The organism is Streptomyces sp. NPDC107500, from assembly GCF_055582785.1.
This window is the reverse complement of record NZ_JBVJPF010000002.1, coordinates 959,297-980,190: the sequence shown is the minus strand read 5'-3', so window position 1 is coordinate 980,190 and position 20,894 is coordinate 959,297. Positions and strand designations below refer to the sequence as shown.

The 20,894-nt window shown below is 72.9% G+C and carries 18 protein-coding genes and 1 riboswitch; of the genes, 13 read left to right on the top strand and 5 right to left on the bottom strand.

From position 1 onward, the window contains the following. Positions 1-4 precede the first annotated feature (4 nt). Positions 5-190: riboswitch (cobalamin riboswitch) on the bottom strand. An 81-nt stretch (positions 191-271) separates the two neighbouring features. Together ACZ67M_RS10385 and ACZ67M_RS10380 are read right to left on the bottom strand one after the other, a co-directional pair. Next, positions 272-817, bottom strand: coding sequence for a potassium channel family protein (locus tag ACZ67M_RS10385; RefSeq protein WP_469850454.1), 546 nt, complete (start codon positions 815-817; stop codon positions 272-274). Continuing rightward, the gene (locus ACZ67M_RS10380; RefSeq protein ID WP_385802578.1) at positions 814-2,109 is read right to left on the bottom strand and encodes a chloride channel protein; all 1,296 of its coding nucleotides are present in this window, start codon (positions 2,107-2,109) and stop codon (positions 814-816) included. The genes ACZ67M_RS10385 and ACZ67M_RS10380 overlap by 4 nt, the downstream gene beginning before the upstream one ends. Before the next feature lie 273 nt (positions 2,110-2,382). On the opposite strand from ACZ67M_RS10380, the gene ACZ67M_RS10375 reads away from it, so the two are divergent. The 8 genes from ACZ67M_RS10375 (at position 2,383) to ACZ67M_RS10340 (ending at position 10,770) form a co-directional block, all read left to right on the top strand. Continuing rightward, complete coding sequence (locus ACZ67M_RS10375) at positions 2,383-2,844, top strand: DUF7144 family membrane protein (RefSeq protein ID WP_469850452.1); 462 nt, start codon at positions 2,383-2,385, stop codon at positions 2,842-2,844. Between the two features lie 96 nt (positions 2,845-2,940). Further along, the gene (locus ACZ67M_RS10370; RefSeq protein WP_469850450.1) at positions 2,941-3,333 is read left to right on the top strand and encodes a cell division protein SepF; all 393 of its coding nucleotides are present in this window, start codon (positions 2,941-2,943) and stop codon (positions 3,331-3,333) included. A gap of 95 nt (positions 3,334-3,428) precedes the next feature. Further along, the gene (locus tag ACZ67M_RS10365; RefSeq protein ID WP_469850448.1) at positions 3,429-4,583 is read left to right on the top strand and encodes an AAA family ATPase; all 1,155 of its coding nucleotides are present in this window, start codon (positions 3,429-3,431) and stop codon (positions 4,581-4,583) included. Then, positions 4,580-4,924, top strand: a complete 345-nt coding sequence (locus tag ACZ67M_RS10360; RefSeq protein WP_125493119.1) for a nucleotide pyrophosphohydrolase — start codon at positions 4,580-4,582, stop codon at positions 4,922-4,924. The genes ACZ67M_RS10365 and ACZ67M_RS10360 overlap by 4 nt, the downstream gene beginning before the upstream one ends. Positions 4,925-5,125: 201 nt before the next feature. Continuing rightward, on the top strand, positions 5,126-5,596 hold the full coding sequence (locus tag ACZ67M_RS10355; RefSeq protein WP_122618403.1) for a DUF6099 family protein: 471 nt from the start codon (positions 5,126-5,128) through the stop codon (positions 5,594-5,596). Between the two features lie 52 nt (positions 5,597-5,648). After that, a complete protein-coding gene (locus ACZ67M_RS10350; RefSeq protein ID WP_361364815.1) occupies positions 5,649-6,572 on the top strand; it encodes an LLM class F420-dependent oxidoreductase in 924 nt (307 codons plus the stop codon). A gap of 155 nt (positions 6,573-6,727) precedes the next feature. Continuing rightward, the gene (locus ACZ67M_RS10345; RefSeq protein WP_469850445.1) at positions 6,728-8,197 is read left to right on the top strand and encodes a 3' terminal RNA ribose 2'-O-methyltransferase Hen1; all 1,470 of its coding nucleotides are present in this window, start codon (positions 6,728-6,730) and stop codon (positions 8,195-8,197) included. Beyond that, a complete protein-coding gene (locus ACZ67M_RS10340) occupies positions 8,194-10,770 on the top strand; it encodes a polynucleotide kinase-phosphatase (protein ID WP_469850444.1) in 2,577 nt (858 codons plus the stop codon). Before ACZ67M_RS10345 ends, ACZ67M_RS10340 begins: the two co-directional genes overlap by 4 nt. 27 nt (positions 10,771-10,797) lie before the next feature. Here ACZ67M_RS10340 and ACZ67M_RS10335 read toward each other — a convergent pair whose 3' ends face one another. After that, on the bottom strand, positions 10,798-12,084 hold the full coding sequence (locus ACZ67M_RS10335; RefSeq protein WP_361364805.1) for a cation:proton antiporter: 1,287 nt from the start codon (positions 12,082-12,084) through the stop codon (positions 10,798-10,800). A 167-nt stretch (positions 12,085-12,251) separates the two neighbouring features. On the opposite strand from ACZ67M_RS10335, the gene ACZ67M_RS10330 reads away from it, so the two are divergent. The 3 genes from ACZ67M_RS10330 to ACZ67M_RS10320 all read left to right on the top strand — a co-directional run bounded on the left by ACZ67M_RS10330 (position 12,252) and on the right by ACZ67M_RS10320 (position 16,091). Further along, on the top strand, positions 12,252-13,475 hold the full coding sequence (locus tag ACZ67M_RS10330; RefSeq protein ID WP_361364802.1) for an arginine deiminase: 1,224 nt from the start codon (positions 12,252-12,254) through the stop codon (positions 13,473-13,475). A gap of 65 nt (positions 13,476-13,540) precedes the next feature. Beyond that, positions 13,541-14,548, top strand: coding sequence for an ornithine carbamoyltransferase (gene argF / locus ACZ67M_RS10325; RefSeq protein WP_469850442.1), 1,008 nt, complete (start codon positions 13,541-13,543; stop codon positions 14,546-14,548). Between the two features lie 100 nt (positions 14,549-14,648). After that, positions 14,649-16,091 (top strand): amino acid permease, encoded by a 1,443-nt coding sequence (locus tag ACZ67M_RS10320; RefSeq protein WP_361364796.1) that lies wholly within the window; start codon positions 14,649-14,651, stop codon positions 16,089-16,091. On the opposite strand, the gene ACZ67M_RS10315 is transcribed toward ACZ67M_RS10320, so the two are convergent. Beyond that, complete coding sequence (locus ACZ67M_RS10315) at positions 16,048-16,488, bottom strand: ATP-binding protein (protein WP_361364794.1); 441 nt, start codon at positions 16,486-16,488, stop codon at positions 16,048-16,050. The genes ACZ67M_RS10320 and ACZ67M_RS10315 overlap by 44 nt on opposite strands. Positions 16,489-16,719: 231 nt before the next feature. Between ACZ67M_RS10315 and ACZ67M_RS10310 the strand changes: the two genes are divergently transcribed. Next, positions 16,720-17,547 carry an enoyl-CoA hydratase family protein gene (locus ACZ67M_RS10310; protein WP_361364791.1) on the top strand — a complete coding sequence of 276 codons (828 nt, stop codon included), beginning with the start codon at positions 16,720-16,722 and terminating at the stop codon, positions 17,545-17,547. A 2-nt stretch (positions 17,548-17,549) separates the two neighbouring features. Next, entirely contained in the window at positions 17,550-19,931 is a 2,382-nt protein-coding gene (locus ACZ67M_RS10305; RefSeq protein WP_469850439.1) for a bifunctional salicylyl-CoA 5-hydroxylase/oxidoreductase, read from the top strand. Here ACZ67M_RS10305 and ACZ67M_RS10300 read toward each other — a convergent pair. Next, complete coding sequence (locus ACZ67M_RS10300) at positions 19,919-20,815, bottom strand: sulfotransferase family protein (protein ID WP_469850438.1); 897 nt, start codon at positions 20,813-20,815, stop codon at positions 19,919-19,921. The genes ACZ67M_RS10305 and ACZ67M_RS10300 overlap by 13 nt on opposite strands. Positions 20,816-20,894: the final 79 nt, after the last annotated feature.

Sequence of the window (20,894 nt, the reverse complement as noted above, 5' to 3'; positions counted from 1 at the left end):
CGTGGATGGACGACGCGCCTTGGCCGGTCTCCTGGCTGACGGGTAACGCAGTCCGGGCAACGCCTTCCCGGATCACAAGGATCCAGTGGCTGCCCACGAGGGGCCGGAGCCGGACTTCCCGATTCACAGTGGCGAGGGCCGCACCGGCATCACACCGGATTTCCCGTTCACCAAGGCGTGGCGACAGTAGTGCTCCCACCGGTGCGGTGACAAGCGGGCCCCGGCCGGCGGGTATCCGGACGACCGGCCCTGGGCTGCGGAGACGTCGCCCTCAGCCGGTCCGGTCCCGTTCCGTGCGCCGCACCACCATCGCGCGCGCCCGCGTGCTGAGCGCGGTCGCGGCGGCGGTGAGGAAGACGAAGCTGTAGGCGATCTGGAGCATCGTCACGATCCGGGCGGACTGCCCGCTGGGCGTGATGTCCCCGTACCCGACCGTGGCGAGGGTGACCACCGTGAAGTAGAGCGCGTCGACACGGGTGTGCAGGCCGGTGAACTCGCCCGGCTCCTTGGCCAGGGCGTAGTACGTGGCCGAGAAGATGTGCACGGACAGGATGATGAGCAGGGTGATGACCATGCCGGGCTTGGTCTCGGGCCGGTCCACGAGGACGTGGTGGATCTGCCGGAGCAGCAGCGCGGCCACGACGGCCAGCAGCAGAGCGCACAGCACCCAGCTCAGCACCGGCCGGTGCGGCCCCAGATGGTCGAGGGGGAGCAGGAAGTAGGCCACCACCACGGCCACCGCGACGCAGACGCGTACGGCCCAGGGCCGGGCGGCGCGCCAGGCGGAACGGGTCCGTACGGTGCGGCGCTCCGTCACCCGGTCGTTCCCGTCGTCGGGGCGTGGGCCGCCTCCGGTTCCGTCCGGCGCACGAGCTGGGAGACGACGAAGGAGACCACCGACGCGGTGACGATCAGCGGCATCTGGTCGTACGCGTCCCCGCCCGTCAGCAGTACCGCGAGGACCGCGCTGGACAGCGGCAGCCCCGTCACGGCGGCCGCCGCGGCGGCGATGCCGAGGGCGAGCGCGGGGGTCACGCCGAAGCCGGGCAGCCCGGAACAGGCCATCGCCGTCGCCGTGCCCAGCAGCACGGACGGGAAGATCGGACCGCCGCGCAGGCTGCCCAGCGCGATGCCCCAGGCCAGCCCCTTGCACGCGACCAGGGCGATCAGCGCGCCCACCGGCCAGGCGTGCGGGTCGGCCGCGAGCTGGGCGAGCGCGGCCTGCCCGGAGAGTGCCGCCTCGGCCGGGGAGCGGCCGGTGATCAGCGCGTACGCGGCGACGCACACCCCGACCGCGGTGGCGCAGGCGACCGTGCGCACGGCCGTGTGCCGGCGCGTCCACGAGACGGTGCGGTGCCCCAGCTCACGGGCCAGCGTGATCAGTACGGCGATCAGCGCCGCCGTCGGGATGCCCCACAGGAAGTCGCCCGCGTCCGGGTTGGCGGCCGGCGGCAGGTCGGGCAGGGCGAGCGCGCCGATCTTCAGTCCGGTCCACTGACCGAAGCCGGTGAAGACCAGCGAGCCGGTGGCGCTGGCCAGCAGACAGGGCAGCAGCAGGACCACCATCTGCGCCCCGGCCAGCCCCGCGCCCTCGATGAGCAGGACGGCCGCGGCCACCGGACCGCCGAGGATGGTGGAGATGGCGGCGGTGGAGCCGGCCGTCGCGAGGATCGCCCCGGCCCGCTGGTCGCCGCCCGCTCCCGCCCGCCGCCGCACCGCCAGCAGCGCGAGTCCGCTGCCGACCGCCATGAGCGGGGCCTCGGGACCCAGCACCACACCGAGGGGCAGCGTCGCCAGCGCGGCCAGGACCGCGCCCGGCAGCGCCTTGGGTCCGACGGGCGGCCCGCCCAGGCCGTTCACCGGCAGATGCCCGCCCGCGCCCGGCATCCGGGTCACGATCGGCGCGAGGATCAGCCCGGCCAGCACCAGCGCGGGCAGCGGCCACCACCAGGGCGGGGTGTCGTAACCGGCCGCCTCGGGCAGCGAGGTCCACACCCAGTGCTGCAACTGGTGCTGGAGGCCGACGAAGAAGAAGCAGGCCAGCGCGATCGGCACCCCCAGCAGCACGCACAGCAGCAACAGCCGCCGGTAGCCGGGGCTCAGCAGCATCTGCCGCAGCGACTGCTCGGCCCGGCCCGGGACGGCGTTCGCCGGCGCCGGCCGACTCGTCACGTGCCCTCCTTCGTCCGCTCCCGCGGGTGCGGCTCAGTTAACGCGAGGGGGCGCACGGCCGCATGCGCACGTAGGCGAGCCGTTCACCCGTACGGCGGACCCGCGTGGCCGGTGGGCCCGGCGCCCCGCAGGCTCGGAACGACCCGGCGGCGCCGTGCAGGGCCGGCGGGCCGAGGCCCGTACGGGGGACACGCAGAAAGGACCGCGCTCATGAGCCAGCACGCCGAACCCACTCCCGGACGCCCGTCTCAAGGCGACGGCACCTGGTCCCGGCGCTCGGACGGGCGGTCCGGCGGCTGGGCGGCCGGCGGCGTCGTCTTCGCGGGCGTTCTGCTGGTGCTGAACGGAGCCCTCGCCGTCCTCCAGGGCATCGCGGCCATCGCCGAGGACGACGTGTACGCCCGCATCGGCACGTACGTCTACGAGATGAGCCTCACCGGGTGGGGCGTCGTCCACGTCGTCCTCGGCGCCCTCGTCCTCGTCACCGGGTACGGCCTGTTGAAGGACATGGCCTGGGCGCGGGTCGCGGGCATCGTCATCGCCTCGCTGAGCCTGGTCGCCCAGTTCCTGTTCCTGCCGTACGCGCCCGTCTGGTCGGTGATCGTGATGGCGATCGACGTGTTCGTCATCTGGGCCCTGGCCGGCCGTCAGGACGCCACGTCGCGGGTATGAGCCCCGCGGACCGTGTCGCAGTTGGGCCGAACGGGTGACTTGACGTAAGAATTGGCTGGTGCACGCAATAACGGCGAGTGGAATGCGGGGGAGCCGGTGAACAGCCACGACGTCACCGATGAGCAGTGGGAGGGGCTCGCCCAGGTCGTTCCTTTGCGCGGACGCGACGCCTGGCCCTCGGCGGTCGGTCACCGGGCGATGCCCGAGGCCGCGACCGAGCGGCGCCGCCGCTTCGTGGTGCTGTGGGTCAACGTGTTCGCGGACGCGCGCGAGGTCGCCGAGACGCTGATGGCGGGCATCCCCGTCCTGCTGGACCTGACCGGCGCCGAGGGCGATGTCGCCAAGCGGGTCCTCGACTTCAGCACCGGCGTCGTCTTCGGACTGGCCAGCGGGATGCACCGGGTCGACCGCAACGTCTTCCTGCTGAGCCCGGCGGGGACCGAGGTCAACGGACTGATGGAGGACGCCGTCGGGGTCCCCGGGGTGTGACGGCGCCGTCCCGTTCTGACGGCGCCGTCCCCCGATCGTAGGAACGCACCGGGGGCAAAACGGTTCGCCCTGCGCCGGAGTCCTACGGTCCGCATATGGCAGCGTCATTCGCGTCGGCGGCGTCCGTCGCACCGCTCCCCGGCCGCCCCCGCGTCACGGAGCTGCGGCTTTCCGCCTTCGCCGGGCACCGGCGCGCGGTGCTGCGGCTCGGGCCGCTCACCCTGCTCGCCGGGCCCAGCGGCTGCGGCAAGACCACCGCGCTCAGGGCCTACGACGCCCTGGCCCGGCTCGGCGGCGGGGCGGAACTCGGCGCCGTGTTCCCCGACCCCGTCGCCTGCGTGCCCGAACGGGCCCGGCCCGACGCCCAGCGGCGCCGGGGCTTCCGCATCGGCTGCACGGCCGACGGCGCCGAGGGCCCGGTCCACCTGGACGTCGCCGTGCAGGCGGAGCCCGAACTGCGCGTCGTGGGGGAGCGGCTGTCGGCGGACGGCGTCGTGCTGCTGGAGACGGCCCTGCGCGACCCCGGCCGGCGTGCCGTGCAGGCCGCCTGGCACACGGCCGGTTCGGCGCCGGTGACCCGCGCGCCACTGCCCGACGACCGGCTCGGCACCCCGCTGCTGCCGCTGCGGGTGGCCGGCAAGACGGACGGACAGCGCAGGGTGCTGGCGGCCGCCGAGCAGATGGTGGTCGCGCTGCGCTCCGTCTTCGCCTGCGACCCCAGGCCCGGCCGGATGCGGGAGCCCGTGCCGACCGGCTCCGGACGCCTGCTGGGCGGCTGCGACAACCTCGCCGACGTGCTGTGGCGCACCCGCACCGAATGCGGCCGGCGGCACGCGCAGTTCGTCGCCGCGGTCCGCACCGGCTGCGCGGGCCCCGTCACGGACGTACTGGCCGAACTCGCCGTCGGGGGCGTGGTCCGCGCCCTGCTGGACCGGGGCGACGGGGTGCGCACCGGCCTGGCCCGGCTCGGCTACGGCGAACTGCGCTACCTCGCCCTCGCGCTGGTGCTGTTCACCGGACCCGGGGTGCTGGAGGTCGACCCGGCCGGCGAGGTCCCCGCCGCCCTTCAGACGCTCACCGTCCTCGCCGACGGCTTCGACCGCGGCCTGGACGTGCGCCAGCGCGCCGAACTCCTGCGGCTGGCGGCGCGGATGTGCGACCGCGGCCACATCCGCCTCGTCGGGGCGGTCGCCGACGCCTCGTGGGCGGCGGGGGCGGACGGCGTCACGGTGGTACACCTGGACCCGTGACCGATCACCCCCAGGACCTCGCCGTACTCCAGCGCAGGCTCGCCGAGTTCGCCGCCGCCCGGCACTGGCAGCCGTACCACACGCCCAAGAACCTCGTCGCGGCGCTCAGCGTGGAGGCCGGCGAACTCGTCGAGATCTTCCAGTGGCTGACGCCCGAGCAGTCGGCCGCCGTCATGGCCGACCCGGACACCGCGCACCGCGTCCGGGACGAGGTCGCCGACGTCCTGGCCTATCTGCTCCAGTTCTGCGAGGTGCTGGGCGTCGATCCGCTGGCCGCGCTGGAGGCGAAGATCGAGCGGAACGAGTCGCGGTTCCCCGTGCCGGACCCGCGGGACGACTGAGCGGCAGGACGGCCGAGTACGGAGGAGTCGACCACTCCGTTATCACTCTCCGAAGTCAAAATCCGGCCAGTTATCGAGATGTTGTCCGAAGATTTCCGCCTTCCTCTGGCTTTTCGCCCCACACGCCTTCACTCTGGGTAGTGAGTGACGGAGTTCGGGCGGACGCGCCGCGCGCGCGTCGCAAACAGACGGGGGCAGCGCATGGACGCTGTGCGGCTCATCGTGACCAGTGGGCGTGCCCTGGCCGCCGGCGGAGAGGTGCCGGACGTCCTGACCGAGGTGTGGCAGGTGCAGGCCCTCGCCCAGGCGATCGGCAGCCGGCTGGCCGTCCACGGCCCACCGGAACTGCGCGGCGAGGCCATCGGCCTGACCGAACTGGCGGGCCGCGGCTGCGGAGTCCTGCACACCCCGGACCTGGCCCCGGGCGAACTGCGCGCCGCACAGCTCACCGAGCTGGGCGACGCCCGCCAGGCCCTGATGCGCCTGGGCACCCTGCTCGGCGAGACCGGCATAGCCCTGGTGGGCATAGCCTGCGCCGCCGACGACGAGGCCACCTACTGGCAGTGCGTGGAGGCGATCGACGCGGCGGACGAATCACGCGACCGGGTCCTGGAGATGCTGCGCAAACTCACCGACCGCGACGCCGGGTTGCCGGAGCGGGAGGCCGGCTGACGCCGGGAGAGCCTGTCCGGCGCACCCGCGCCGAACAGGCAGGATGGAACGCATGGATCTCCGTATCTTCACCGAGCCCCAGCAGGGGGCCACCTACGACACCTTGCTCGCCGTCGCCAAGGCCACCGAGGACCTCGGCTTCGACGCCTTCTTCCGCTCGGACCACTATCTCCGCATGGGCTCCTCGGACGGCCTGCCCGGCCCCACCGACGCCTGGATCACCCTGGCGGGCCTCGCCCGGGAGACCAAGCGCATCCGCCTCGGCACCCTCATGACCGCCGGCACCTTCCGGCTGCCCGGCGTCCTCGCCATCCAGGTCGCGCAGGTGGACCAGATGTCGGGCGGCCGGGTCGAGCTGGGCCTGGGCGCCGGCTGGTTCGAGGAGGAGCACAAGGCGTACGGCATCCCCTTCCCGAAGGAGAAGCTCGGCCGCCTGGAGGAGCAACTGGCCGTCATCACCGGTCTGTGGGCCACCGAGACCGGCAAGACCTTCGACTTCCACGGCAAGTTCTACGACCTCACCGACTCGCCCGCGCTGCCCAAGCCCGCGCAGCCGAAGGTGCCCGTGCTCATCGGCGGACACGGGGCCACCCGCACCCCGCGCCTGGCCGGCCAGTACGCCGACGAGTTCAACATGCCGTTCGCCTCCGTCGAGGACACCGAGCGGCAGTTCGGCCGGGTGCGGGCCGCCGCCGAGGAGGCCGGCCGCGGGGCCGACGCCCTCACCTACTCCAACGCGCTGGTCGCCTGCGTCGGCAAGGACGACGCCGAGGTCGCCCGCCGCGCCGCCGCGATCGGCCGCGAGGTCGACGAGCTGAAGGCCAACGGCCTCGCCGGCTCCCCGGCCGAGGTCGTCGACAAGATCGGCCGGTACGCCGCCGTCGGCGCCCGGCGGATCTACCTCCAGATCCTCGACCTCGACGACCTGGACCACCTTGAGCTGATCTCCTCCCAGGTCCAGGCGCAGCTGTCCTGACGCCCTGACACCCGCCCGATAACCGAAGGCGCCGGTCACCGGCCCTGTGCGATGGTGTGACCGTCGTCCTGCCGGAGCCCCCGGGATCACTCACCCTGGGGGCTCCGGCGCGTACGGCGTCTCGTAAGCATCCACCGGCCGGAGAGGCCCCCACCATGTTCCTGACCATCACCACCACCGGCACCCCCGAACACCCCGCGACCGACCTCGGGTTCCTGCTGCACAAGCATCCCGACAACGCGCAGGCGTTCGCCACCTCCTTCGGCACGGCCCACGTGTTCTACCCGGAGGCGGAGGAGCACCGCTGCACGGCGGCGCTGCTGCTGGAGGTCGACACGGTGAAGCTGGTCAGGCGCGGCAAGGGCAAGGGCCGGGGCGGCGCCCCCGACGCGGCCCTCGCGCAGTACGTCAACGACCGCCCCTACGCGGCCTCCTCCCTGCTCGCCGTCGCCCTGAGCAACGTCTTCTCCAGCGCGATGCGCGGCGTGTGCAAGGCCCGCCCCGAGCGTGCCGCCGAGCCGCTGCCGCTGCGCGTCGAGATCCCGGCGCTGCCCGCCCGCGGCGGCCCCGGCCTCGTCCGCCGCATCTTCGAGCCGCTCGGCTGGGACGTCACCGTCGAGGCCGTGCCGCTGGACACCGAGTTCCCCGAGTGGGGCGACTCGCGCTACGTCCGCCTGGTCCTGGAGTCCGGCACCCGCACCCTCTCCGACGCCCTGCGCCACCTGTACGTCCTGCTGCCGGTGCTCGACGACGCCAAGCACTACTGGGTCTCGCCGGACGAGGTCGACAAGCTGCTGCGGGCCGGCGAGGGCTGGCTGCCGGGCCATCCCGAGCAGAAGCTGATCACCAGCCGCTACCTGTCCCGCCGCTGGTCGCTGACGCGCGAGGCGATGGAGCGACTGGAACTGCTCCGGCTGGCGGAGACCGACGACAGCGAGGTCGAGGAGATCGACAACGCCGTCGCGGCCGAGACCGAGCGGGAGGACCGGCCGACCCCGCTCGCCGTGCACCGCCGCGAGGCCGTCCTCACCGCGCTCCGCGACCACGCCGCCGCCCGCGTCCTCGACCTCGGCTGCGGCGAGGGCCACCTGGTGCGCGAACTGCTCAAGGAGCCGCGGTTCACCGAGATCACCGGCGTGGACGTGTCGGTGCGCGCGCTCACCATCGCCTCCCGGCGGCTGGGGCTGGACCGTATGGGTGAGCGGCAGGCCGCGCGCGTGAAACTCCTCCAGGGCTCCCTCGCCTACACCGACAAGAGGCTGGTGGGCTACGACGCCGCCGTGCTCAGCGAGGTGATCGAGCACCTCGACCCGCCGAGGCTGCCCGCCCTGGAGTACGCGGTCTTCGGCGCGGCCCGCCCCCGCACCGTCGTCGTCACCACGCCGAACGTCGAGTACAACGTGCGCTGGGAGACCCTCCCGGCCGGCCACGTCCGCCACCGCGACCACCGCTTCGAGTGGACCCGGGAGGAGTTCCGGACCTGGGCGGAGACGGTCGCCGAACGGCACGGATACGACGTCGGGTTCCGCCCCGTCGGTCCCGACGACCCCGAGGTGGGACCGCCCACCCAGATGGCCGTCTTCAGCACCAGGACCCCGACCGAGAAGGAGGTGAAGGCCGCATGACCACCAAGGACACCCCCGGGACCACCGACACCACCGCGAGGACCCGGAGCCTCCCCGTCACCGACCTCTCCCTCGTCGTGCTGATCGGCGCCTCCGGCTCCGGCAAGTCCACCTTCGCCCGGCGCCACTTCAAGCCCACCGAGGTCATCTCCTCCGACTTCTGCCGCGGCCTGGTCGCCGACGACGAGAACGACCAGAGCGCCAGCCGGGACGCCTTCGACGTCCTGCACTACATCGCCGGCAAGCGGCTCGCGGCCGGCCGCCGCACCGTCGTCGACGCCACCAACGTGCAGCAGGACGCCCGCCGTCAGCTGATCGACCTGGCCAAGCGGCACGACGTGCTGCCCATCGCGATCGTCCTCGACGTCCCCGAGCAGGTGTGCGCCGAGCGCAACGCCACCCGCACCGACCGCGCCGACATGCCCCGCCGGGTCATCCAGCGCCACACCCGCGAACTCCGCCGCTCCCTGCGCCACCTGGAGCGCGAGGGCTTCCGCAAGGTGCACGTCCTGCGCGGCGCGGCGGAGGCCGAGCACGCCACCGTCGTCACCGAGAAGCGGTTCAACGACCTCACCCACCTCACCGGACCCTTCGACATCGTCGGCGACATCCACGGCTGCGCCGCCGAACTGGACGCCCTGCTCGGCAGGCTGGGCTACGCCGACGGCGTCCACCCCGAGGGCCGCACCGCCGTCTTCGTCGGCGACCTGGTCGACCGCGGCCCGGACAGCCCCGGCGTCCTGCGCCGCGTGATGTCCATGGTGAAGTCGGGCAACGCGCTGTGCGTCCCCGGCAACCACGAGAACAAGTACGGCCGCCACCTCAAGGGCCGCAAGGTCCAGCACACCCACGGACTCGCCGAGACCGTCGCCCAGATGGACGGCGAGAGCGAGGAGTTCCGCGCCGAGGTAAGGGAGTTCATCGACGGCCTGGTCAGCCACTACGTCCTCGACGGCGGCCGGCTCGTGGTCTGCCACGCCGGTCTGCCGGAGAAGTACCACGGCCGCACCTCCGGCCGGGTCCGCTCGCACGCCCTGTACGGCGAGACCACCGGCGAGACCGACGAGTTCGGGCTGCCGGTGCGCTACCCGTGGGCCGAGGACTACCGGGGCCGCGCGGCCGTGGTCTACGGCCACACTCCGGTCCCGGAGGCCACCTGGCTCAACAACACCATCTGCCTCGACACGGGTGCCGTCTTCGGCGGCAAGCTGACCGCGCTGCGCTGGCCGGAGCGCGAGCTGGTCGACGTACCGGCCCAGCGGGTCTGGTACGAGCCGGCGAAGCCCCTGCGCACCGAGGCCCCCGGCGGACAGGACGGACGCCCGCTGGACCTGGCCGACGTCCGGGGCCGCCGGGTGGTGGAGACCCGGCACGCGGGCCGGGTCACCGTGCGCGAGGAGAACGGCGCGGCGGCCCTTGAGGTCATGAGCCGCTTCGCCACCGACCCCCGGCTGCTGCCGTACCTCCCGCCGACCATGGCACCGACCGCCACCTCGTCGGTGGAGGGCTACCTGGAGCACCCGGAGGAGGTGTTCGCGCAGTACGCGGCGGACGGGGTGGCACGGGTCGTGTGCGAGGAGAAGCACATGGGTTCGCGGGCGGTGGCGCTGGTGTGCCGGGACGCCGACGCCGCCCGCGCCCGCTTCGGGGTGGACGGACCCAACGGACCCACGGGCTCCCTCTACACCCGTACCGGCCGCCCGTTCTTCGACGACGCCACCATGGCCGAGGCGATCCTGGACCGGCTGCGCGCGGCGATCGGCGAGGCCGGACTCTGGGACGAACTGTCCACCGACTGGCTGCTCCTCGACGCCGAGCTGATGCCCTGGTCCCTGAAGGCCTCCGGGCTGCTGCGCTCCCAGTACGCCGCCGTGGGCGCCGCCTCCGGCGCGGTGTTCCCCGGCGCGCTCGCCGCGCTGGAGGGTGCCGCCGCGCGCGGCGTCGAGGTCGCCGGCCTCCTCGCCCGCCAGCGCGAACGGTCCGCCGACGCCGCCGCGTTCACGGACGCCTACCGCCGCTACTGCTGGACCACCGACGGCCTGGACGGCGTCCGTCTCGCCCCGTTCCAGATCCTCGCCGCCCAGGGCCGCAGCCTCGCGGCCCTGCCGCACGACGAGCAGCTCGCCCTCATCGACCGCCTCGTCGAGCACGACACCACCGGCCTGCTGCACACCACGCGGCGGCTGTACGTCGACACCGGCGACCCCGAGTCGGTCGCGGCCGGCGTCGACTGGTGGCTGGAGATGACCGGCCGGGGCGGTGAGGGCATGGTGGTCAAGCCGGTCGGCGCCCTGGTGCGGGACCCGCGAGGGCGCCTGGTCCAGCCCGGCGTCAAGTGCCGCGGCCGCGAGTACCTGCGGATCATCTACGGCCCCGAGTACACCCGCCCCGACAACCTCACCCGCCTGCGCGGACGGTTCCTGGGCCACAAGCGGTCCCTGGCGATCCGCGAGTACGCCCTCGGCCTGGAGGCCCTGGACCGCCTCGCGGACGGCGAGCCGCTGTGGCGGGTGCACGAGGCGGTGTTCGGGGTGCTGGCGCTGGAGTCGGAGCCGGTGGACCCGCGACTGTGAACCGGGTGACGCGGCGACACCGCCGCGTCACCCCGCGGACGGCTTCACGGCGCTGTCCGGGACCGGGGCCGCGCGGCGGTCCCGGTCGGCCAGGCGGCGGGTCAGCAGCAGGAACGGCTGGGTCAGCAGCGTGGTGGTCAGCGCCATGAAGACCAGGACCGTGTAGAGCGGGCCGCTCAGCAGCCCCGCCTCCAGGCCGGCGTTGAGGGCGATCAGCTCGGTGAGGCCCCGGGCGCTGAGCAGGACCCCGACCGTGCGCGCCTCGTGCCGGTCCAGTCCGCCCAGCCGGGCCGCCACCGTCCCGCTGCCGATCTTCGTCGCGACCGCCAGCACCGTCACCACCAGCAGGGCCGCCCAGCCCGTGCCGGTCATGCTGTTCAGGGCCACGGACTGCCCCGAGAGCACGAAGAAGAACGGCAGCAGCAGGGAACCGACCTCGTGCAGCGGCCGCAGCAGATCGGGGTCGAGCGTGCCGGCCTCCTCGCGCGGGACCACCACCCCGGCGAGCAGCGCCCCGAAGATCACGTGCAGCCCCAGGGAGTGCGTCACCCAGGCCGACCCGAGCGCGAACCCGATCAGCAGCGCCAGCCGCAGCGACGGCTCCAGGCGGGTGCGCCACAGCAGCCGGCGCAGTACCGGCCGGGCGGCGAGCGCCATCACGGTGACGAAGCCGACGGCGAGCGCCGCCCGCCAGGGCCAGCCGAGCGTCGCGTCACCCGCACCGCTGTCCAGCAGCGCGGCCGCGAGTACCGTCCAGCAGACCGCGTCCAGCACCCCGGCCGCCGAGACCGCCACCACCCCCGGCACCGAACGCGACAGCCCGTTCTCCCGCACGATCGCGGTCAGCACCGGCACCGCCGTTATCGACAGGGCGATCCCCGCGAAGAGCACCGTGGCGACCGACGGGTCCCGCTCCATGCCCAGGTCGTGCAGCGCGTCCCGGAACAGCAGCGCGGTGCCGCACCCCACGGCCATCGGCACCGCGAAGGAGGCCAGGGCCACCAGCAGCGAGGTGCGCGCCCGGTCGCCGAGGACCTTCAGGTCCAGCTCGTAGCCCACCGCGAACAGGAACACCACGAGGGCGAACTGCGCGAAGCCGGTCAGCGCCGGGCCGATCGCCGCCGGGAACAGGGCGGCGTACGCGTCGGGCGCCAGACTGCCGAGCAGGGACGGGCCGAGGGCGATCCCCGCCGCCAGCTGTCCCACGATGTAGGGCTGGCGCAGCCGCCGGGCCAGCCAGCCGCCGGCGTGCGCGGCCACCAGGATCAGCGCCGAGGCACCCACGAAATGGGCGATCATCGAATCGGGACTCACCCGGTCTCCCCCCTGACACGTGGCCGGGCGCTCCGGCCCTCTCTCTGGTCTACGCGAGGACCCCGGGGCACACCGACGTCGCACGGGTGCACCGGGAGGGCGCACTCGTGGCCACGGGCACGTGAAAGCAGGGGGTGAACGCGCGCCCGAATGGTCAGGATGGAGACATGGGATTCCACGTCGCATCCGAAGCCGGGCGGCTCAGCCGCGTCATCCTGCACCGGCCGGATCTCGAGCTCAAAAGGCTCACCCCCAGCAACAAGGACGCCCTTCTCTTCGACGACGTGCTCTGGGTGCGCCGGGCGCGCGCCGAGCACGACGGGTTCGCGGACGTGCTCCGCGACCGCGGGGTCGCCGTCCACCTCTTCGGCGACCTGCTCACGGAGACCCTCGACGTCCCGGCGGCCCGCCGGCTCGTCCTGGACCGGGTCTTCGACGAGAAGGAGTACGGAGTGCTGGCCACGGACCATCTCCGGGCCGCCTTCGAGAACCTGCCCGCCCACGAACTCGCCGAGGTACTGGTCGGCGGCATGACCAAACGGGAGTTCCTCGACGCGCACCCGGAGCCGACCTCCGTGCGCTTCCACGCCATGGAGCTGGACGACTTCCTGCTCGGCCCGCTGCCCAACCACCTCTTCACCCGGGACACCTCCGCCTGGATCTACGACGGCGTCTCCATCAACGCCATGCGCTGGCCCGCCCGGCAGCGTGAGACGGTCCACTTCGAGGCGATCTACCGGCACCACCCGCTGTTCCGGGACGAGACCTTCCACCTGTGGTCCGAGGGGCAGGCCGACTACCCCTCCACCATCGAGGGCGGCGACGTCCTCGTGATCGGCGACGGCGCGGTGCTCATCGGCATGAGCGAGCGGACCACGCCCCAGGCCGTCGAGATGCTCGCCCACAAGCTGTTCGCCGCGGGCTCGGCCCGCACCATCGTGGCCCTCGACATGCCCAAGCGGCGTGCCTTCATGCACCTGGACACGGTGATGACGATGGTCGACGGCGACACCTTCACCCAGTACGCCGGTCTCGGCATGCTCCGCTCCTACACCATCGAGCCGGGGGCGGGGGAGAAGGACCTGAAGGTCACCGACCATCCGCCGGAGCACATGCACCGCGCGATGGCCGCCGCGCTCGGGCTGGGCGAGATCCGGGTCCTGACCGCGACCCAGGACGTCCACGCCGCCGAACGCGAGCAGTGGGACGACGGCTGCAACGTGCTGGCCGTCGAGCCGGGGGTCGTGGTCGCCTACGAACGGAACGCCACCACCAACACCCACCTGCGCAAGCGGGGCATCGAGGTGATCGAGATCCCCGGCAGCGAGCTGGGTCGGGGCAGGGGCGGCCCGCGCTGCATGAGCTGCCCGGTGGAGCGCGCGCCTGTATAGAAATTCAGAGGGTCGTATAGACTTCCAGGAGTCAGTCCCCCGACCCTGTATCTCTGGAGCGCCCCATGGCGACAGTCCCGACCGCCCTCGCCGGCCGTCACTTCCTCAAGGAGCTGGATTTCACCGAGGAGGAGTTCCGCGGCCTGGTCGAACTGGCCGCGGAGCTGAAGGCGGCGAAGAAGGCCGGGGCCGAGACGCGGTATCTCCGGGGCAGGAACATCGCGCTGATCTTCGAGAAGACCTCGACGCGCACCCGCTGCGCGTTCGAGGTCGCCGCCGCCGACCAGGGCGCCTCGACGACCTACCTCGACCCCGCCGGCTCGCAGATCGGGCACAAGGAGTCCGTGAAGGACACCGCCCGCGTCCTGGGGCGCATGTACGACGCGATCCAGTACCGGGGCGACAGCCAGGCCAAGGTCGAGGAGCTGGCCGCCTTCGCCGGCGTCCCCGTCTACAACGGCCTGACCGACGACTGGCACCCCACCCAGATGCTCGCCGACGTGCTCACGATGACCGAGCACACCGACCGGCCCCTGTCGGAGACCGCCTTCGCGTACCTCGGTGACGCCCGCTTCAACATGGGCAACTCCTACCTGGTCACCGGCGCCCTGCTCGGCATGGACGTGCGCATCGTGGCCCCGCGCGCCTACTGGCCCGCTCAGGAGGTCGTCGACCGGGCCAGGGGACTGGCCGAGTCCAGCGGGGCGCGGATCACCCTCACCGAGGACGTGGACGAGGGGGTGCGCGGCGCAGGGTTCGTCGTCACCGACGTCTGGGTCTCCATGGGCGAGCCCAAGGAGGTCTGGGCCGAGCGGATCAAGGCCCTCGCCCCCTACGCGGTGACCATGGACGTCCTGCGCGCCACCGGCAACCCGGACGTCAAGTTCCTCCACTGCCTGCCCGCCTTCCACGACCTGGGCACCAAGGTCGCCCAGGAGATCTTCGAGGCCCACGGCCTGGAGTCCCTGGAGGTCACGGACGAGGTCTTCGAGTCCACGCACTCCCTCGTCTTCGACGAGGCGGAGAACCGGCTGCACACGATCAAGGCCGTACTCGTGGCCACCCTCGCCTGAACAGGCCCTATGCTGTCCGGCGGCCCGGAGCCACCCCTTCCGGAGTCGCCGCCGCGACCACCGTCGCGCCCCGCACCACCAGAAACGAGCACCACCCGCAATGCCCGCTTCCCGTATCAAGTCCCCCCAGGTCCTCATCGCCGAATCCGGCGCCGACCGCGAAGGCCACGGCCTGAAGCGCACGATGGGCCTCTTCCAGCTCGTCTGCTTCGGCGTCGGCGCGATCGTCGGCACCGGCATCTTCGTCGGCCTGTCCGACTCCGTCGCCGAGGCCGGCCCGGCCGTCGTCGTCTCCTTCGTGCTGGCCGCGATCACCTGCGTCTTCACCGCGTTCGCCTTCGCCGAGCTGGGCGGCGCGATCCCGGTCTCCGGCTCCTCGTACTCCTTCGCCTACGCCGGGCTCGGCGAGCGCACCGCCTTCCTCGTCGGCTGGTGCCTGCTCCTGGAGTACGGCGTCTCGGTCTCCGCGGTCGCGGTCGGCTGGAGCCAGTACGTCAACGAGCTGCTCGACAGCGTCCTCGGCATCCAGCTGCCGCACGCCCTGTCCGCGGGCCCCGGCGACGGCGGCGCGGTCAACCTGCCCGCCGTGATCGTCATCGCCCTGGCCTGCGTCCTGCTGGTGCGCGGCGTGCGGGAGAGCGCCCGGGCCACGGCCGCGATGGCCGTCCTCAAGCTGGCCGTCCTGATCGCGTTCTGCGCCATCGGCTTCGTCGCCTTCGAGGACGGCAACCTCAGCCCGTTCTCGCCGGCCGGCCTCGGCGGCATCGGCGCCGGCACCACGGCCGCCTTCTTCTCGTACATCGGCTTCGACGCGATCACCACGGCCGGCGAGGAGGCCAAGAACCCGCGCCGGGACATCCCCGTCGCGATCCTGGTCTGCATCGGCCTGGTCACCCTGCTCTACTGCGCGGTCGCCGTCGCCGCGATCGGCGCCGTCGGCGGCGACGCGGTCGGCGACCGGCCCGCCGCCCTGTCGTACGTCGTGAACGAGGTCACCGGCTCCACGGTCGGCGGCGGCGTGGTCGCCTTCGGCGCGGTCGTCGCCATCGCCTCGGTGGTGCTCGCCGTCATGTACGGCCAGACCCGCATCCTGATGTCGATGTCCCGGGACGGGCTGATCCCGCGGGTCTTCGAGAAGGTCTCGCCGCGCACCGCCACCCCGGTCGCCGGCACCCTGATCGTCGGCGTGGTCTTCGCCCTCCCCGCGGCCTTCGCGCCGCTGGACGCGGTGGTCAACCTCTGCACCATCGGCACCCTCGCCACCATGGCCGCCGTGAACGTCTCCGTCATCGCGCTGCGCCGCCGCGAGCCGGGCCTGGCCCGCACCTTCCGGGTGCCGCTGTACCCGGTGACCCCGCTCCTCGGCGTCGGTTTCTGCCTCTACCTGATGTACGAGACGGGCGGCGCCACCTGGCTCCAGTTCGCGGTGTTCCTGGCGGTGGGGCTGCTGGTGTACACGGCCTACGGCCGCCGGCACTCCCGTCTCGCCCGCGCGCAGGTCACTCCGGAGAGCGACGCGGAGCGGGTACCGCAGGAAGCCTGAACCAGACCGCCTTGCCCGAGCCGGCGGGCCGGTGACCGCAGGACGAGCTGAGGGCGCGGATCAGCAGCAGACCGCGCCCGTGTTCCTGCCACGGGTCGGGCGGCTCGATCCCGGGTCGGGTGAGGTCGGCGGGCGGTGCCGGGTCCGGGTCGTGCACCTCGACCTGGCAGCCGGTCGGCCTCAGCTCCACCACCAGCTCGATCGGCGTCCCGCCCGAGGTGTGCTCCACCGCGTTGGCGACCAGCTCCGCCGTCAGCAGTTCCGCGGTGTCGCCGTCCGCCGTGTGCTCCAGCTCGGCCAGGGCCGTGCGCACCAGGGCACGGGCCACCGGCACGGCCGCGGCGGAGTGCGGCAGCGCGATGCGCCAGGAGGCGGGAGCTTTGGAGTGATCTTGCACGGCGGGTCCGTTTCGTGGAGCAGGGCGTCCTGTCCTGCTTTCAACCGTATGAATGGTACGGCTCCATCCGGCAGAGCCGTTCGACGGGCACCCCCGGGACCTTCGGCCCTCCGGTACGGGACGAAAGTATCGCGCCCTCGTGACGACGGTCACGGAAGGGTGATAACTTCGAAGGGCCGCGAGACACCACGCTCAGTGAGGCCGTGCCCGCCCTAGGAGGCCCCGCCCGTCATGAGTCCCTTCACCGGCTCCGCCGCCCCCACCTCCGACTGGCGGCACCTGCGCGTCGAGCGCGCCGACGGCGTCGCCACCGTCACCCTCGCCCGCCCCGACAAGCTCAACGCCCTCACCTTCGAGGCCTACGCCGACCTGCGCGACCTGCTCGCGGAACTGTCCCGGGAGCGCTCCGTACGCGCCCTGGTGCTGGCCGGCGAGGGCCGCGGCTTCTGCTCCGGCGGCGACGTCGACGAGATCATCGGCGCGACGCTCTCCATGGACACCGCCCAGCTCCTGGACTTCAACCGGATGACCGGCCAGGTGGTGCGCGCGGTACGGGAGTGCCCGTTCCCGGTGATCGCCGCACTGCACGGCGTCGCCGCGGGCGCGGGCGCGGTCCTCGCGCTGGCCGCCGACTTCCGCGTCGCCGACCCGTCCGCCCGCTTCGCCTTCCTCTTCACCCGCGTCGGCCTCTCCGGCGGCGACATGGGTGCCGCGTACCTGCTGCCCCGCGTCGTCGGCCTCGGCCACGCCACCCGGCTCCTGATGCTCGGCGACACGGTGCGGGCGCCCGAGGCCGAGCGCATCGGCCTGATCAGCGAGCTGACCGACGAGGGCCGCGCCGACGAGGCCGCCCACGCCCTCGCCCACCGCCTCGCCGACGGCCCCGCCCTGGCCCACGCCCAGACCAAGGCCCTCCTCACCGCCGAGCTGGACATGCCCCTGGCCACGGCGATCGAACTGGACGCCGCCACCCAGGCCCTCCTGATGACCGGCGAGGACTACGCGGAATTCCACGCCTCCTTCACGGAGAAACGCCCCCCGAAGTGGCGAGGGAGGTAGAGATGTTCTCGGCGCAGGGGAGCATGCCAACCCAAGGGGCGCGGGGAACTGCGCGACCAGCCACAACGCACCCGCACCCGGCAGACCACCGCACCCACCCCCGCCGCATCGCCATCATCGGCGGAGGCCCCGGCGGCCTCTACACCGCCGCCCTCCTCAAACGCCTCGCCCCCGACCGCGAGATCACCGTCTACGAACGCAACGCCCCCGACGACACCTTCGGCTTCGGAGTCGTCCTCTCGGACGAAACCCTCGGCGGCATCGAACACGCCGACGCGGACGTCTACGCCGCCCTCAAGGCCCACTTCGTCCGCTGGGACGACATCGACATCGTCCACCGGGGCCACCGCCACACCTCCGGAGGGCACCGGTTCGCCGCCCTCGGCCGCCGCCGCCTCCTGGAGATCCTGCACGACCGCTGCCACGCCCTCGGCGTCGACCTCCGCTTCCGGGCCGAGGCCCCGGACCCCGGGACGCTGGCGCGGACGTACGACCTCGTCGTCGCCGCCGACGGCGTGCACAGCGCCACCCGCGAGGCCTTCCGTGACGTGTTCCGCCCCCACGTCACCGGCCACCGCTGCCGCTACATCTGGCTGGCCGCCGACTTCGCCTTCGACGCCTTCCGCTTCGAGATCGCCGAGACCGAGCACGGCCTCATGCAACTGCACGGCTACCCCTACGCGGCCGACGCCTCGACCGTCATCGTGGAGATGCGCGAGGAGGTCTGGCGGGCGGCCGCATTCGACGGACTCGACGAGGCGGAGTCCACCGCACGCTGCGCCAAGGTCTTCGCCGAGGCCCTCGGGGGCAACCCGCTGCGTTCCAACAACTCCGCGTGGACCACCTTCCGCACCGTCGTCAACGAACGCTGGTCGCACGGCAACACCGTCCTGCTCGGCGACGCCGCCCACACCGCGCACTTCTCCATCGGCTCCGGCACGAAGCTCGCCGTGGAGGACGCCCTCGCGCTGGCCGCCTGCCTGGAGGAGCAGCCCTCCCTCGCCGAGGCCCTGGCCGCCTACGAGGAGGAACGGCGCCCCGTCGTCGCCTCGACCCAGCGCGCGGCCAAGGCCAGCCTGGAGTGGTTCGAGGACCTGGACCGCTACGTCGGCCGGCCGCCCCGCCAGTTCGCCTTCAACCTGCTCACCCGCAGCCGCCGGGTCACCCACGACAACCTGCGGCTGCGCGACCCGGGCTTCACCGGGTCCGTGGAGCGCGAGTTCGGCTGCCCGCCCGGCACGCCTCCGATGTTCACGCCGTTCCGGCTGCGCGACCTGACCCTGCGCAACCGCGTCGTGGTGTCGCCGATGGACATGTACTCCGCCGTCGACGGCGTCCCCGGCGACTTCCACCTGGTCCACCTGGGCGCCCGCGCCCTCGGCGGCGCCGGCCTGGTGATGACGGAGATGGTGTGCGTCAGCGTCGAAGGCCGCATCACCCCCGGCTGCGCGGGCCTCTACACCGGCCGGCAGGGCGAGGCGTGGCGGCGGATCACCGACTTCGTGCACGCGAGCGCCCCGGGCACCGCGATCGGCGTGCAGCTCGGGCACAGCGGACGCAAGGGCTCGACCCGGCTGATGTGGGAGGGCATGGACGAACCGCTGCCCGAGGGCAACTGGCCCCTGGTAGCGCCCTCCCCGTTGCCGTACAGGCCCGGTGGCCAGACGCCCCGCGAGCTGTCCCGGGCGCAACTGACGGACATCCGCGAGCAGTTCACGTCCGCCGCGACCCGCGCCGCCCGGGCCGGCTTCGACCTGCTCGAACTGCACTGCGCCCACGGCTACCTGCTCTCCGGCTTCCTCTCCCCGCTCACCAACCGGCGCACCGACGCCTACGGCGGCTCACTGGAGAAGCGGCTCCGCTTCCCGCTGGAGGTGTTCGACGCCGTGCGCGAGGTGTGGCCCGGGGAGCGGCCCATGACCGTGCGCGTCTCCGCCACCGACTGGGCCGAGGGCGGCACCGCGCCGGAGGAGGCCGTGGCGATCGCCCGCGCCTTCGCGGCGCACGGCGTGGACGCCGTCGACGTGTCCACGGGGCAGGTCGTGTCCGACGAACGGCCCGAGTTCGGGCGGTCGTACCAGACGCCGTACGCGGACCGCATCCGCCACGAGGCGGGCGTCCCGGTGATCGCCGTCGGCGCGATCTCCTCCTGGGACGACGTCAACTCACTGATCCTGGCCGGGCGCACCGACCTGTGCGCCCTCGCCCGCCCGCACCTCTACGACCCGCACTGGACGCTGCACGCCGCGGCCGAGCAGGGGTACGAGGGCCCGGGAGCGGTCTGGCCGGCGCCGTACCGGGCGGGCAGCCGTCCGCCGCGCACCGGACGCACCGACGCCCCGAGGCCCCGGCTCACGCTGCACGGCGGGCCTCAGGAGGCGTAGCCCCAGGCCGCGCAGACCGGGCGCAGCGGCTCGGGGACCTCGTCCGCGCCGGGCAGCGCGCGGCCCGGCTGCACGGTGCCGGTGCGGATGTTGTCGCGCCAGTCGCCGAGCCCCCTGACCAGTTCGCCGCCGCTCTTCTTGCCGTAGTCCAGCATGGCCGGGGCGTACTCGACGCCGAGGAACGCGCACAGGCGGCGCATCTCGCGCCCCGGGTCGTCGGTGATGTCCTCGTAGCGCACGGTGAAGCCCTCGGTGTCCGCCGCGCGGGCCTCCTCGACGGCCGTCAGGTACTTGAGCACGTCGGTGACGGCCGTGTCGTACGGCCGCTTGACGGGGTCGGTCTCGTGCCAGCTGCGCGCGACCGACACGGGGTGGCGCAGCAGGAAGACGAAGCGGGCGTCGGGCCAGCAGTCCTTGAGGCGCTGGTACATGTAGACGTTGGCCGGGGTCTTCTCGACCACGAAGTCCTTGCCCGACCTGATCAGTTCGCGGTGCAGGACCCGGTCCCAGAGCAGGTGCTCCAGGTCGCCGCGCTTCAGGTCGAGGGCGCCCATGGCCCGCTCGGAGAACCAGTTGGTGCAGCTGACCTCCAGCCTGCCTATGTGCAGCTCGTGCGGGGCGTGCAGCCGCGGGTGGGCGCCCAGCATCATGCGCAGCAGGGTGGAGCCGGAACGGATGGACGAGATGATGAAGACGGGCCGCCGCAGCAGCCGCTCGGTGGGAAGTTCCTCGGAGGACGGACATCGGTAGGTGGGCGCCGGGCGGGCCGCCGCCGGTTTCGGCGCGGCGGACTTCTCCTTCCCCTTCACGGCCTGGGGTGCTCTCCGCACCTGGAGGCCGGTGGTGACGGTGAGGGCCCGGTTCAAGTTGCGCGCGAGACTCATGCGTCCGCACGGTAGGTGAGAAACCTGAGAAGAGGGTCTGAGAAGACTGAGGGTTCCCTGATGCCGGAAAAGTGTGACG

Bases quoted from the DNA above. Each gene is read 5' to 3' on its own strand.
- ACZ67M_RS10310 (WP_361364791.1), top strand. From the start codon at position 16,720: ATGAGTCCCTTCACCGGCTCCGCCGCCCCCACCTCCGACTGGCGGCAC.
- ACZ67M_RS10365 (WP_469850448.1), top strand. From the start codon at position 3,429: ATGGCAGCGTCATTCGCGTCGGCGGCGTCCGTCGCACCGCTCCCCGGC.
- ACZ67M_RS10350 (WP_361364815.1), top strand. From the start codon at position 5,649: ATGGATCTCCGTATCTTCACCGAGCCCCAGCAGGGGGCCACCTACGAC.
- ACZ67M_RS10300 (WP_469850438.1), bottom strand. From the start codon at position 20,815: ATGAGTCTCGCGCGCAACTTGAACCGGGCCCTCACCGTCACCACCGGC.
- ACZ67M_RS10320 (WP_361364796.1), top strand. From the start codon at position 14,649: ATGCCCGCTTCCCGTATCAAGTCCCCCCAGGTCCTCATCGCCGAATCC.
- ACZ67M_RS10305 (WP_469850439.1), top strand. From the start codon at position 17,550: ATGTTCTCGGCGCAGGGGAGCATGCCAACCCAAGGGGCGCGGGGAACT.
- ACZ67M_RS10330 (WP_361364802.1), top strand. From the start codon at position 12,252: ATGGGATTCCACGTCGCATCCGAAGCCGGGCGGCTCAGCCGCGTCATC.
- ACZ67M_RS10355 (WP_122618403.1), top strand. From the start codon at position 5,126: ATGGACGCTGTGCGGCTCATCGTGACCAGTGGGCGTGCCCTGGCCGCC.
- ACZ67M_RS10380 (WP_385802578.1), bottom strand. From the start codon at position 2,109: ATGCTGCTGAGCCCCGGCTACCGGCGGCTGTTGCTGCTGTGCGTGCTG.
- ACZ67M_RS10375 (WP_469850452.1), top strand. From the start codon at position 2,383: ATGAGCCAGCACGCCGAACCCACTCCCGGACGCCCGTCTCAAGGCGAC.
- ACZ67M_RS10345 (WP_469850445.1), top strand. From the start codon at position 6,728: ATGTTCCTGACCATCACCACCACCGGCACCCCCGAACACCCCGCGACC.
- ACZ67M_RS10340 (WP_469850444.1), top strand. From the start codon at position 8,194: ATGACCACCAAGGACACCCCCGGGACCACCGACACCACCGCGAGGACC.
- argF (WP_469850442.1), top strand. From the start codon at position 13,541: ATGGCGACAGTCCCGACCGCCCTCGCCGGCCGTCACTTCCTCAAGGAG.